General features: G+C 71.3%; 13 protein-coding genes. 4 read left to right on the top strand and 9 right to left on the bottom strand.

The genetic code is table 11. The annotated features are described in order from the left end of the window. Positions 1 to 7 precede the first annotated feature (7 nt). The 9 genes from ACIP94_RS29955 to ACIP94_RS29915 all read right to left on the bottom strand — a co-directional run bounded on the left by ACIP94_RS29955 (position 8) and on the right by ACIP94_RS29915 (position 7,844). Positions 8 to 877, bottom strand: a complete 870-nt coding sequence (locus ACIP94_RS29955) for a metal ABC transporter permease (protein ID WP_402432435.1) — start codon at positions 875 to 877, stop codon at positions 8 to 10. Beyond that, positions 874 to 1,785 (bottom strand): metal ABC transporter permease, encoded by a 912-nt coding sequence (locus tag ACIP94_RS29950; protein WP_402432432.1) that lies wholly within the window; start codon positions 1,783 to 1,785, stop codon positions 874 to 876. Before ACIP94_RS29950 ends, ACIP94_RS29955 begins: the two co-directional genes overlap by 4 nt. Further along, positions 1,772 to 2,710: a metal ABC transporter ATP-binding protein gene (locus ACIP94_RS29945; RefSeq protein ID WP_402432429.1), complete on the bottom strand. Its 939-nt coding sequence runs from the start codon at positions 2,708 to 2,710 to the stop codon at positions 1,772 to 1,774. The genes ACIP94_RS29950 and ACIP94_RS29945 overlap by 14 nt, the downstream gene beginning before the upstream one ends. Before the next feature lie 8 nt (positions 2,711 to 2,718). Further along, the gene (locus ACIP94_RS29940) at positions 2,719 to 3,687 is read right to left on the bottom strand and encodes a metal ABC transporter solute-binding protein, Zn/Mn family (RefSeq protein ID WP_402432426.1); all 969 of its coding nucleotides are present in this window, start codon (positions 3,685 to 3,687) and stop codon (positions 2,719 to 2,721) included. Positions 3,688 to 3,975: 288 nt separating this feature from the next. Next, a complete protein-coding gene (locus ACIP94_RS29935; RefSeq protein ID WP_402432640.1) occupies positions 3,976 to 4,056 on the bottom strand; it encodes a hypothetical protein in 81 nt (26 codons plus the stop codon). 1 nt (position 4,057) lies between these two features. Further along, positions 4,058 to 4,417, bottom strand: coding sequence for an ArsR/SmtB family transcription factor (locus ACIP94_RS29930; protein WP_402432423.1), 360 nt, complete (start codon positions 4,415 to 4,417; stop codon positions 4,058 to 4,060). Next, on the bottom strand, positions 4,404 to 4,805 hold the full coding sequence (locus ACIP94_RS29925) for a (2Fe-2S) ferredoxin domain-containing protein (protein ID WP_402432420.1): 402 nt from the start codon (positions 4,803 to 4,805) through the stop codon (positions 4,404 to 4,406). Before ACIP94_RS29925 ends, ACIP94_RS29930 begins: the two co-directional genes overlap by 14 nt. Then, on the bottom strand, positions 4,802 to 5,743 hold the full coding sequence (locus ACIP94_RS29920) for a WD40 repeat domain-containing protein (protein WP_402432417.1): 942 nt from the start codon (positions 5,741 to 5,743) through the stop codon (positions 4,802 to 4,804). Before ACIP94_RS29920 ends, ACIP94_RS29925 begins: the two co-directional genes overlap by 4 nt. Positions 5,744 to 5,864: 121 nt before the next feature. Continuing rightward, positions 5,865 to 7,844 carry a heavy metal translocating P-type ATPase gene (locus tag ACIP94_RS29915; RefSeq protein WP_402432414.1) on the bottom strand — a complete coding sequence of 660 codons (1,980 nt, stop codon included), beginning with the start codon at positions 7,842 to 7,844 and terminating at the stop codon, positions 5,865 to 5,867. Between the two features lie 96 nt (positions 7,845 to 7,940). On the opposite strand from ACIP94_RS29915, the gene ACIP94_RS29910 reads away from it, so the two are divergent. The 4 genes from ACIP94_RS29910 (at position 7,941) to ACIP94_RS29895 (ending at position 12,978) form a co-directional block, all read left to right on the top strand. Then, positions 7,941 to 8,339: an ArsR/SmtB family transcription factor gene (locus ACIP94_RS29910; protein ID WP_402432411.1), complete on the top strand. Its 399-nt coding sequence runs from the start codon at positions 7,941 to 7,943 to the stop codon at positions 8,337 to 8,339. A gap of 415 nt (positions 8,340 to 8,754) precedes the next feature. Then, positions 8,755 to 10,170 carry a DEAD/DEAH box helicase gene (locus tag ACIP94_RS29905; protein WP_402432408.1) on the top strand — a complete coding sequence of 472 codons (1,416 nt, stop codon included), beginning with the start codon at positions 8,755 to 8,757 and terminating at the stop codon, positions 10,168 to 10,170. Between the two features lie 209 nt (positions 10,171 to 10,379). Then, positions 10,380 to 10,622 carry a DUF5302 domain-containing protein gene (locus tag ACIP94_RS29900; protein WP_402432405.1) on the top strand — a complete coding sequence of 81 codons (243 nt, stop codon included), beginning with the start codon at positions 10,380 to 10,382 and terminating at the stop codon, positions 10,620 to 10,622. 1,066 nt (positions 10,623 to 11,688) lie between these two features. Then, positions 11,689 to 12,978 (top strand): family 16 glycosylhydrolase, encoded by a 1,290-nt coding sequence (locus ACIP94_RS29895; RefSeq protein ID WP_402432402.1) that lies wholly within the window; start codon positions 11,689 to 11,691, stop codon positions 12,976 to 12,978. Positions 12,979 to 12,987 lie beyond the last annotated feature (9 nt).

Below are 12,987 nucleotides of genomic sequence, written 5' to 3'. Positions count from 1 at the left end.
CCTTCGCTCATGTGCCGGTGGGGACGGCGGTTCCCGTACGAGGACCGGAGGCGGGCCGTCGTATCAGGAACGTGGCGGCGTAGACGGCTGTGGCTACGGCCATGATGGCGAAGCTCGGTGGCATCTTCGGCACCGCGTACGCGACGAACAACCCCGCCCATATCTCCAGTACCGCCAGCCCCGCGGAGAGGGCGAGTGCCCGGTACGGGCGGTCGGTGAGACGGATGGCGGCGCCCGCGGGGGCGGCGAGCAGGCCGAGAAGGAGCAGGGAACCGACCGCCTGGGTGGCCTCGGCCGCGCTGATGCCGGCAAGGGCGAGGAAGCCGTACCCGAGCAGTCGGACCGGCACCCCGCGGGCTGCGGCCACGGCCTCGTCGAGTGTGGCGAACAGCAGGGGCCGGGCGATGAGGACCACCAGCAGGGCGACCCCGGTGGCGGCCAGGGCGGCGACGACCGCGCTGCCCGCGGAGATGCCGAAGATGGAGCCGAACAGCACGCTGACACCGGCGGTTCCGTTGGTGGTGCTGTGGGAGGTCGTGTAGAGGGTGATGAGGAAGGCGCCCAGCCCCAGGATCCAGGAGAAGACGCTGCCGATGACCACGTCGTCGGGCCGTGCCCGGCGGCCGAGGGCGCCGAAGAGCAGCGCCATGGCGATGGTCGCGGCGAACAGCCCGAGGCGAAGGTCGGCGCCGAGGACCAGGGCGGCCATCGCGCCGGTGAAGGCGACGTGGCTGAGCGCGTCGCCGGTGAAGACCTGGGCCCGCAGGACGAGGAAGTAGCCGACCAGGCCGGAGGCGAGGGCGATGGCCGTTCCGGCGAGGAAGGCGTGCTGGAAGAAGGGCTGCGACAGGGCGGAGGCGGCCGGCAGGACGGTCATACGGCCACCTCCCCGGCGGCGGGCGCGGTTCCGGCTCGGGTCCGGCCGAGCGCCTCGCGCAGCGAGCGCCAGCCCAGGGCGAGGAGGTATCCGGCGAAGGCGATGGACGTCACGAAGAAGCCCAGGGGGTAGGGCGAGTAGTAGGCGGCGGTCAGCCCGAGCCAGGTGGCGGCGAAGGCCAGGAGGACCGACAGGGCCAGGCTCGGGGCCGGGCGGGCGGTGAGGGTCTGTGCGGTGGCGGCCGGAATCACCATGAGGGCGAAGACCAGGAGGGTTCCGGTGATCTGGCTCGCCTCGGCGGTGGCCGCGCCGAGCAGGAAGAGGAAGACCACGGACAGGCCACGGACCGGCACGCCGCGCCCGCCGGCGACCTGCGGGTCGACGGACGCGAAGAGCAACGGACGCCCGATCAGCGCCAGCACCGCGAGCACCACCGCGCCGACCACCGTCAGCACGGTCACCTGGGAGGAGGTGATCCCCAGGAAGGTGCCGAAGAGGATGGTCTGCGGCCCCTCCAGCAGGCCCTTGTACAGGGCGATGAACAGAAAGCCGCAAGCCAGCAGGAACGCCTGCACCGTCCCTGTGAGCGCGGACTCCTGGTGGTCTCCGCCGCCGCGCAGGGCGGCGATGACCAGCGCGGCGGCCACGCACAGCGTGAAGTACCCGTAGACCGCGCTGACGCCGAGCAGGACCGCTCCGGCGGCGCCCGGGAAGGCGACCACGGAGACGGTGTGCGCGGCGAACGTCTGCCGCCGCAGCACCACGAACCACCCCACGAGTGCGGAGACCACGGCCACGACCGCGCCCGCGCGGAAGGCGTTGACCATGAAGGGGTACGACCACATCTCCTGGAGGTCGGCGAGGAGGTTCCACGACCAGGCCGCTGCCCCTGCCTCAGCGAGCGTCATGGCCGCTCCCCGGGGTGTCGTGCCGGTCGGTGTGCACGGCCGGTGCCTCCGGCTGGCCCACCACGACCAGCCGGCCGTCCGAGGCCCGCAGGACCTCGACCGGTGTGCCGTAGAGCCGGGTCAGTGTCTCTGAGGTGATGACCCCGGCAGGGGTGCCGGTGGCGGCTCCGCCCTCAGCCAGGTACACCACCCGGTCCAGGTGGTGGAGTATCGGGTTCACGTCGTGGGCGACCATGATCACCGAGACGCCCTCCTGGTGGCAGATACGCCCGATCAGTGCGGCGACCGCGCTCTGGTTGGGCAGGTCGAGGCTGTCCAAGGGCTCGTCGAGCAGGAGCAGTCGGGGGCGGCGGACCAGTGCCTGGGCGATCAGCAGTCGCTGCTGTTCGCCGCCGGAACACTGCCCGATCGGCCGGTGCGCGTACGCCGACGCTCCGACCAGCTCGATCACCTCGTCCACGCGTGCGCGGGCTGCCCGTCGGCGCGCGCTCGGGAACGGCAGCGGCACCCCCCACCGGTCTCCGTCCAGGCCGAGGCGCACCACGTCGACACCGCGGATCCGCAGGTCGGCGTCGAAGCTGCGGCGCTGCGGCAGATAGCCGATGCGGTCGTTGGCCTGCCCGGGGCGGGCCCCGAGCACCCGTACCTCACCGGATGCCGCGGGGAGCGCGCCGAGCAGGACCTTGATCATGGTGGACTTGCCTACGCCGTTGGGGCCGAGCACGGCGGTGAACTCGCCGGCGCCGATGCGAAGGTCCACCCTCGACCACAGCGTCCGGCCGCCGACCCGCACGGACGCGCCGTGCAGGGCGACCACCTCCTCGTTCCTGGTGTCCGCGGCGGTGTCGTGGCCCCCGCCTCGGCGGTTGGGGACGGTGTGGCCGCTGTGTGTGACGGCTTCTCGGGCCTTCGCTATCGGGTTCATGACTCAGTTCACTTCCCGGTGGCCTTGGCCAAGGCCTGCTCGATGGCGTGCAGTTCGGTGGTCTGCCACTGCTGGAAGCCGGCCCCGGCGGGGGTCAGGGTCTCGGTCACCGTGGCGACCGGGATGCCCTGCGCCTTGGCCGCCCTGACCTGTGCCTGCACGTCAGGCGTGGAGTTCTGGGAGTTGTAGACGTACACCTTGATCTGCTTGTTCTTGATCTGCTGGTCGATGGTGGCCTTGTCCTTGGCCGTGGGGTCGGAGCCCTCGCTCATCGCGTCCAGGAACGTCTCCGGGGTGAGCATCCTCAGCCTCAGGCCCTCGGCGAGCGGAGTGACGATGGACTCCGAGGCGCCGATCGGGGTCCCGGCGTACTTCGCCCTGATGTCGGCTATGAGCTTGTTGTAGCCGGCCAGCGTCTTGGTCTCGAAGGTGGTCTTCTGCCGGTCGAAGTAGGAGGCGTCGGCCGGGTCGATCTTCTTGTAGTCGGTGGTGATCTTCTCGATGACCTGGTGGACGTCGGGGGAGTACCAACGGTGCGGGTTGCCGCCCGGCTTGACCCCGACCAGGTCGCCGACCTTCAGTTCGCTGCGCCCGCTGCCGGGGTTGGAGGCGAGCAGCTTGTCGGCCCAGGCGTCGTAGCCGATGCCGTTGACGATCGCGTACCGGGCGCCGGCCACGGTGCGGGCGTCGGCGGCGGTCGGCTCGTAGTCGTGCGGGTCGGTGGCCGGATTGGTGATGATGCTGGTCACCTTCACATGGCTGCCGCCGAGCTGGGAGGCGATGCTGCCCCAGAAGTTCTCCGCCGCCACCACCTGGATCGTCTTGCCCGAGCCGCTGCCGGTCGCGGCGGTGTCGCCGGTGTGCGAGGAGGAGGTCGAGCAGGCGGTCGCCGTCACGGCCGTCAGCGCGGCCGTCGCGGTGACCAGTGCGATTCTCGCGGACGGCCGGATGGAACGGGAGGCGGGGGCGGTGGACATGCAGGATCTCCTTCGGACGATGCCGGACGCGGAGCGGACACGCGCCGACCATGTGGTGACACCTCCGACGCTAGATGAGAATGATTTTCAGATCAATGTCAAATGAAAACCGTTGCCATCCCTTGACCCGGGCGTACGACTGCTCGGGGCTGCGCGGGGTCCGGGCGGACGGCGCCGGGACAAGCATCGGCGGCCGTCGCTCACGAGGACCGGGTGTCCCGGTGGGCGACGGCCGCCGAGGGTGCGAAGTGACCGGCCTGCCGGCTGAGCGCCGGATCCGGCCGTGGTTCAGCAGTCGCGGAGCTCCGGCGACTGGTTGAGGATCTGCGCGCGCGGGGAGGTGAAGCGGGTGTGGTGCGGTTGACACAAGTCAGCCGAGGTCGCGCACGCCGAGGCGCAGGTGCTCGAGGTGGTGGACGGCTTGGTCGAGGAGTCGGGCGACGTGGTCGTCGTAGAGGCTGTAGACGATGCGGCGGCCGTCGCGGCGGCCGGTGACCAGGCCGAGCGCCCGCAGCAGGCGCAGTTGGTGGGAGACCGCGGACTGTTCCATGCCGATGGCGGCGGCGAGTTCGCCGACCGGGTACGGGCGCTGCCGCAAAGTGGTGAGGATCAGCAGACGGGACGGTGTGGCGAGGGCCTGGAGGGTGGTGGCGACGGAGGCGGCGGTGGCCTCGTCGAGGCAGGCGGCCGCGAGGACGCCGCCGCCTGCGTCGATGTCATCGGCGCGCAAGGGTGCGCGCTTCGCGCGGTGGGCGGATGAGCTGGAGCGCCAGGGCGGCGGGCGGTTCGGCGATGCCGGGTCCGCCCGCCTGCGCCCAGCGCAGCAGATCATCGGTGCAGTCGTCGTCCATGGCGAAGCCGACCCAGACGGCGCGGGCTCCGGCCCGGCGGCCGGCGGTGGAAGGCTGGACGACGATGACGTTGGCCTGGTCGCAGGGGCCGAGGCAGTCGGTCGTACGGACCTGGAAGCCTCCTTCCGCCGCGCCGGCGCGCAACCGGTCGAGCTGCCGGGCATGGTCGGTGCCGGGGTGCTTGCGCGGGTTGCCGCAGCAACAGCCCCGGCACACGACCAGAGTGCAGGGCCGGGGCGCGGCCGCCCGGATCACGGACCGGTTCACAGCGCGGTCCGGGACGGCACGCCGTACGTCCGGACCCGGCCCTCCCGCCACGCGACGACAAGCAAGTGGGGGCCTGCCCAGGCCAGCGCCGCGACCGCGGCACCGGTGCCGTCCAGTTCGCGCACCGGCCGCAGGCGCGTCTGCGGCCGTCCGGCCGTGGCGTGCCACAGGGCTACGGTTCCATCCGCGCCGCCGCTGGCGAGGTGCCCGGCGGCGCCCGGCCGCCAGGCGAGCGCCGTGACCGTCTCGTGGCAGCGCAGCGAGCGCGGCGCGGTGCCTTCGGGTCCCTTGCCGGAGAAGTCCCACACCGTGACGTCGGGTGCGCCGTCGGCGGCCAGCCAGAAGCCGGTGTCGTCGAAGGCGAGGCGGGAGACCTTCTCCGGGTAGCCGGACATCGTGAGTTCACCGCCGTCGCGGGCACGCCAGATGTGGATGGAGGCGTCCTGGTTGCCGCTGCAGATCCACCTCCCGGTGGGTGCGACGGCGAGCGCGAGGTGCGAGCCGACGTACGGGTACGTCACCACGGGCTTCTCGGTGTGCCGTTCGTGACAGCGCACCGCCCCGTACGCGGCCACAGCCAGGCGCCGCCCCTGCCGCATCCACGCGAGGTCGGTGACGGTGGACGCGGCGGGCTCCGTGCGCCACAACTCGCTGCCCTCCGTGTCGAGTACGAGCGCGCGACGACCGGAGGCGACGGCCACCCTGCCCCGGCCTCGCCCGGCCGGGACCCCCATGCCGTCCGCCCAGGCAGCGGCGGCCGACCAGGCACCGGACTCCCGCACCGTCGTACGGCCGTCGGAACGGCGCCACAGCGCGTATCCCGTGGGCCCGGTCGCCACCAAGTGGCCGGCATCAGGGGAGAGCGCGACCTGGAGTGCACCTCCGGGAAGGACGAACGACCGGGGTACGACTCCACCGTAGATGAAAATGAAATCCATGTCCATATGAACCGTGGGTCATGTATTCGCTTGCCGCAACGGCGCGCCCGCCGAGGGGGAGAACGTGCGACGGTCCGCAGCGCAGGAGCAGGCGCTGCGGACCGTTGGCGTGAGTGACGGGTTACCGGTGGCCCTCCGCGCGGGCCCGCGTCCAGGCCGCCTCGCGCAGCAGTCGCAGGCCGTTGAGGCCGACGATGACGGTCGAGCCTTCGTGGCCGAGGACGCCGAGCGGCAGGGGGAGGGTGGCGGCGAGGTCCCAGACGACCAGGCCGGAGATGAACAGGGCGGCGATGGCGAGGTTCTGCACGACCAGGCGGCGGGCGCGGCGGGAGAGCGACACCACGGTGGGTACGGTGGCCAGTTCGTCGCGGACGATCACCGCGTCGGCGGTCTCCAGTGCCAGGTCGGAGCCGGCCCGCCCCATGGCCACGCCGGTGTGGGAGGCGGCGAGCGCGGGCGCGTCGTTGACGCCGTCGCCGACGAGCAGCACCCTGCGGCCGGCCTGCTCCTGTTCCCGTACCGCGGCGACCTTGTCCTGGGGCAGGAGTCCGGCGCGTACGTCGTCGATGCCGATCTCGGCGGCCAGGCGGGCGGCGGCGCGGTGATTGTCGCCGGTGAGCAGTGTCGGCCTGGTTCCGGTGAGCGCGGTCAGCGAGGTGACGGTGGCGGCCGCGTCCGGGCGCAGGCGGTCGGCGATGCCCAGGACTCCGGCCGGCGTGTCGTCGGCCACCACCAGGACCGCGGTGCGCCCGCCGTCCTCCAGTTCGGCGGCGACGGCGGTGTGCGCGCCCTCGGTACCGGACACCAGCCGGGCGGGGGCGCCCACCGCGATCGCACGGCCGTCCACGGTGGCCCTCACCCCGACGCCAGGGGTGGAGGCGAAGCCCCCCGCGACCGGCAGGGCGAGGCCGCGGGCCCGGGCGGCGTCGACGACGGCGCGGGCCAGCGGGTGCTCGCTGGGGTGTTCGGCCGCCGCGGCGAGGGCCAGCAGCTCCTCCTCGGTGACGCCGGAGCCGGGCAGCGGCCGGATGTCGGTGACGCGCGGGGTGCCCTCGGTGAGGGTGCCGGTCTTGTCCAGGGCGACCGCGTCGACCTGGCCGAGGCGTTCCATCACCACGGCGGACTTCACCAGCACGCCGTGCCGGCCGGCGTTGGCGATGGCGGACAGCAGCGGCGGCATGGTCGCCAGGACGACCGCGCACGGCGAGGCGACGATCATGAAGGTCATGGCCCGCAGCAGCGAGCCGGTCAGCGCGGCGCCGAAGGCGAGCGGTACCCCGAACACCGCGAGGGTGGCCGCCACCATGCCGACGGAATAGCGCTGTTCGACCTTCTCGATGAACAACTGGGTGGGCGCCTTGGTCTCGGAGGCTTCCTCCACCATCTGCACGATGCGGGCGATCACCGAGTCGGAGGCGTCGCGCTCCACCTTGATCCGGAGGGCGCCGGTGCCGTTGAGGGTGCCGGCGAACACCTCGTCACCCGGCTCCTTCGCCACGGGCAGCGGCTCGCCGGTAATGGTGGCCTGGTCCACCTCGCTCCTGCCGTCCAGCACCCGGCCGTCGGCACCGATGCGCTCGCCCGGCCGCGCCAGGACCGTGTCCCCGACGACGAGGTCGGCGGTCGCCACGGTCTCCTCGCCGCCGCCGTCGAGCAGCCGGGTCGCGGTGGCGGGCGCGAGGTCGAGCAGGCCGCGCACCGAGTCGGCGGTGCGCGCGGTGGCCAGCGCCTCCAGGGCGCCGGAGGTGGCGAAGATGACGATCAGCAGGGCGCCGTCCATCACCTGGCCCACGGCCGCCGCGCCCAGTGCCGCCACGATCATCAGCAGGTCGACGTCGAGCGTCTTTTCCCGCAGGGCCCGCAGCCCGGCCAGCGCGGGCTCCCAGCCGCCGGCAGCGTAGGCGAGCGCGTACGGCGCCGCCCACGTCCAGGCGGGCGCGCCGGTCAGTTGCAGCGGCAGTGCGAGCAGGAACAGCACCGTGGCGGCCGCGGCCCAGCGAGCCTCGGGCAGCGCGAAGACCCGCGTCCGCCGCCTCGGGGCGGCCTTCTCGGGGTCCGCGGCCGCGGGGGGCGCGGACCGCTCGGTCAGGGTGGAAGGCATGACGAAGAACCCTTCATCAGGGCAGGACGTACCGACCCGCCCACCATACAGGTACATATGAAGAGGTCTTCAAGTATCGCTTGTATGATGGCACGTATGGGCCATGGAGCAGCTCCCGCGAAGAACGCCGTCCCGCGCACGCGTCTGGACGCGGACAGCGCCGCACGCGTGGCCACCACCCTCCAGGCCCTGGCCACCCCCTCCCGGCTCCTGATCCTCTCCCGCCTGCGCGAGGGCCCCTGCGCCGCCACCGAACTCGCCGCCGAGGTCGGCATGGAACAGTCCGCCTGCTCCCACCAACTGCGCCTGCTGCGCAACCTGGGCCTGGTCGTCGGCCGGCGCCAGGGCCGCTCGGTCATCTACGCGCTCTACGACAACCACGTCGCCGAACTCCTCGACCAGGCCGTCTACCACATCGAGCATCTGCGTCTCGGCCTGAGCGACGCCATGGACGCGGATGAGACGAAGCCGGGCATGCTCGGCGTCAAGCGCTGATCAGGAGTGAGGAGGGCGCTTCCGGCGGTGGCCCAGGAAGGCGCTCGGCGCCGCCCCACGTGTCGCCGGGCTGCCGGGCGGGCAAACCGAGGCGCTGGTCCGGTGCTTGCCACGGAGGCGCGAGCAATCATCGCGGGGCGATCGCAGACACACGGATCCAGGCGACATGGACGTCGAGCTGTGTGGGTGCCTCCCTTGATCGCCGGGTCCGGGTCGGCGAAAGGTCAGCATCGGGCCGGGGTCATCGGTGCGGGAGGGGCGAGCGGCATCCCGGCGCGATGTTGTGCCTTGTGTTAGTGTCATGCGTTTGCGTGGTCGTCGCGGTGGGCGATTCTGCCTGTTCGGTTCCGCTTGTGTGTGGGCTGTTCCATCCTGCCGGGCCTTCCTCGGTACGTTCCCCTGCGGAAGGCTGTTCATGAAACATCCCGACGACTCCGGCATCGCTCACGGCGGTCCCGCCCAGCCCGAGGCCACGACCCCGGCGTTGCCCCCGGCCGCCTCCTTCGCCGGTCTGCAACTGCCGGTGGAGGTGCTGCGGACACTGAGCGGGCTCGGGGTGCGCGAACCCTTTCCGATCCAGGCCGCCACACTGCCCGATGCCCTGGAGGGGCGCGACGTCCTGGGACGCGGGCGCACCGGATCGGGCAAGACGCTCGCCTTCGGCCTGCCGCTGCTGACACGTACGGCCGGGCGGCGCGCCGAACCGAAGCAGCCCCTCGCTCTGATCCTTGTGCCCACCCGGGAGCTGGCCCAACAGGTCACCCAGGCGCTGGCGCCGTACGCCGAGGCACTGCGGCTGCGGATGGCCACGGTCGTCGGCGGCATGTCGATCGGCCGGCAGGTCGCCGTGCTGCGCCAGGGAGCCGAGGTGGTCGTCGCCACTCCCGGGCGCCTGCACGACCTGATCGAGCGCAACGCCTGCCGCCTGGCACGGGTGAGGATCACCGTGCTGGACGAGGCCGACCAGATGTGCGACTTGGGATTCCTGCCGCAGGTTGTCGACGTGCTCGACCAGGTGCGCCCCGACGGTCAGCGGATGCTCTTCTCGGCCACTCTGGATCGCGACGTCGATCAGTTGGTCCGTCGCTACCTCCACGACCCCGTCGTCCACTCGGTCGACCCGGTCGCGGGCACGGTCTCGACGATGGAGCACCACGTTCTGGTCGTCCACGGCCCTGACCGCTACGCCGTCACCACGGAGATCGCCGCCCGCGACGGCCGCGTACTGCTGTTCCTCGACACCAAGCACGCCGTCGACCAGCTCACCCGGCATCTGCGGGCCAGCGGGGTGCACGCCGGGGCCCTGCACAGCGGCAAGTCCCAGCCACAGCGCACACGGACGTTGGCGCAGTTCAAGAACGGCCAGATCACCGTTCTGGTGGCGACCAATGTCGCGGCCCGTGGCCTGCACGTCGACGACCTCGATCTCGTGGTCAACGTCGACCCGCCCACCGACCCCAAGGACTATGTGCACCGGGCGGGCCGCACCGCCCGCGCCGGTGAGTCCGGCAGCGTGGTCACCCTCGTCCTGTCGGGCCAGCGCCGCGAGACGAGCCGCATGATGGCCGGGGCCGGCATCGAGCCGACCGTCACCAAGGTGCGCTCGGGCGAGGCGGAACTGAGTCGGATCACCGGCGCCAAGGCTCCCTCTGGCACCCCGCTCGACGGCGGGCCCGCCGTCGAGCGGCCCAAGAACACCAACGCTCCCTTCCGCGGCCTCGGCACCGGCAAGGACACCTCCCGCGGTGCCGGCGGCAAGTCCCGAAAGGCCGCAGAGGCCCGCAAGCTCGCCGAGGCCCGCAAGGCCGCCCTGGTGCGTCGCAACGGCTGAGAGCCGTTGGCCTGGCAGCGAATGTCCTGGCCACGGTATCGACACCCTCGGTCCGGCCCGAAGCCGTCCTGTGCGCCTCACCCACGAAGCGAACGCCCTTGCCCGCGAGAGGTACCCGCCGAAACGGAGCAGGATGATGTCGCCGTAGCCCCGCACTCCGCCCGGCATGACAAGCTGTGCTTGCCCACCCCCGAACCCAGGAGGTCACCATGACCGCAGAGCCCGCAGCTACGGAAGGTTCGGAGCCGGCTGCCCCCGAGACGTCCCCTCTGGCGCCGGACATCGACGGCAACTACGACCTCAAGCGCAAGTTCCGTGAAGCCCTCGCGCGCAAGCGCGGTGCCCAGGCGGACGCGGCCGATGTCGCCGCCAGCCCGGATGCGTCGAAGGTGCGTGCGGCGCACGGCCCGGCTGCGAGCCAGCGGTCGTTCAGGCGCAAGAGCGGCGGCTGAGTCGATCAGTCCCGGGATCCGGCCGCTTCACCAGCACTCTGAGCGCCACCCGCTCGCGCGCCCCGCGCAGTGGCCCGCAACGTGCGCATACCCTGAGCGCGTTGCGGGCCAGGCGTAGCCGGGGGTTTCGCCCGAGCGGTTTGTTGACGACCTGCTGGGAGTCGGTGAACGCGTCGGAAATGAGCCAGTTGGTGCCCACCGTCGTACCGGAGGACATCGAGGGCGGCCGTACCCTGCGGCCGCTTGATCGAACAACGCCCTGAACTACTGCTGAGCGGCCGGCGGTTGTCGACTTTGGTCATCGTTGCGCGTCCTTCCACCCCCTGACGGCCCGGGGAGACGCGCTCAGCAGGTTGTGGTGGCGCGCTCGATCACCAAGTCAGTGATCTCGCCACCGGCGGGAGCGCCGGCCGAGTTGTCTGTTCAGCATCCTGGTGACAGTAGGGCCTTCATGACACTACTGATCATCTTGGGTCATGAGTTCTCCGTGGCGCTCGGCCGAAGTGCGCGTCCGGTGCGTGGCAAGCCCCTGGGTGCCACCGACTCCGGCCCTGACCCGTTGCCGGGCATTGAGTCAGGGCCTGGGAAGGGTCAGCGGGCCTGCTCACGCGTGCCGGCCCGTGGGCGGACCGATGCGTTCGCGTCCGCGCGGAGCCGATCGATCCGGTCGCGTCCGCGCGCGGAGCGGAGGATCCTCTGTCCGAATTCGGATATCGATGTCTTGCGCGGGCCAGGTGCGGCCCTTGTGCTCGAATGCGGCACATCAACGGAATTGAACATTCCGGTGGGCGCCCGCCCGCGGAGCCGCCTCGCTTAAGTGAGACTTAAACGCTCATTAAGCGACCTTGAGTCTCAGCTTGCTTTCCAAGTAACCGCAGCCCAGGCGGTGTTGAGGGCGTCACGGACAAGTTGGCCGAGGTAACGGCCGTGCGTACGATCGGGGTCCACCCGGGGTTCACCGCAGTCGAGAGAGCGCTCTCAAACGGAACGCTCTGCCTCCTCGTGTGCGGTCAGCCGTACGGGTAGGACCACCCGCATCCCCCACAGACAAGGTGTCATCCCAGCCATGGCAGCTCATCGCGCTCGGCGTTGGACGCTCGGCGGACTGGTCTCACTGGTCGCCGCCGCACTCGTCACCGCCGTCCTCATCACCACGACCGATTCCTGGGCGAACCTGGCCAGCGCCGGAACCGCCCCGGTGACCTGGTCCGACGACTTCGACGGCAGCGCCGGAAGCGCACCCGACCCCGGCAAGTGGACGCTCGAGACCGGTGGCTCGGGCAACGGCAACCATGAACTGCAGTACTACACGCCGGGCAACCAGAACGCCGCCCTCGACGGCAACGGTCACCTGGTGATCACGGCGCGCAAGAACACCGACTCCGGGTTGCGGTGCTGGAACGGGACGTGCCAGTACACGTCAGCCCGGCTCAACACGTCCCGCAGCTTCAGCCAGGCGTACGGCCACTTCGAGGCCCGCATCAAGATCCCGCGCGGCCAGGGGATCTGGCCGGCCTTCTGGATGCTCGGCAACGACCTCGGAAGCGCGGGCTGGCCCAACAGCGGGGAGATCGACATCATGGAGAACGTCGGTCACGAGCCCGGCGTGGTCCACGGCACCATCCACGGCCCCGGCTATTCCGGCTCCGGTGGCATCGGCGCCGCCTACACCCTGCCCGACGGCAAGGCCTTCGCCGACGACTTCCACGTCTTCGCCGTCGACTGGAGCCCGACGGCGATCACCTGGTCGGTGGACGGGCACGCCTACGAGACCCGCACGCCGGCCGACCTCGGCGGCAAGAAGTGGGTCTACGACCACCCGTTCTTCCTCATCCTGAACCTCGCCGTCGGCGGCGACTGGCCCGGCAGCCCCGACTCGACGACCTCCTTCCCGCAGACGATGATCGTCGACTACGTCCACGTCTCGACCTCCGACACGGGCGGCTCGACCGGCTCCACCGGTTTGGCCGGCAAGAGCGGTGCCATCAAGGGCATCGGCGGGATGTGTGTCGACGTCGCCGGCGCTTCCGCCGCGGACGGCACGCCGGTCCAACTGCACGACTGCACCGGCGTCGACGCCCAGAAGTGGACGCTGGGCAGTGACGGCACCGTTCGCGCGCTGGGCAAGTGCCTGGACGTACGCGGCGGTTCGGTTGAGGACGGCACCCCCGTTCAGCTCTACGGCTGCAACGGCAGCAAAGCCCAGCAGTGGACCTACACCTCCGCCCACGACCTGACCAACACCGGGGCGGACAAGTGCCTCGAAGCCAAGGGCGGTTCGGCAGCCGACGGCACTCGGCTGCAGATCTCGGCCTGCGTCGGCACCGCCAACCAGAAGTGGACAGCCGTGGGCTGACCCCGCACG

Origin of the sequence: Streptomyces sp. NPDC093261, assembly GCF_044753645.1 — a bacterium.
Classification (GTDB): Bacteria; Actinomycetota; Actinomycetes; order Streptomycetales; family Streptomycetaceae; genus Streptomyces.
The sequence above is the reverse complement of the archived record's forward strand: the minus strand, read 5'-3'. Positions and strand labels throughout refer to the sequence as shown.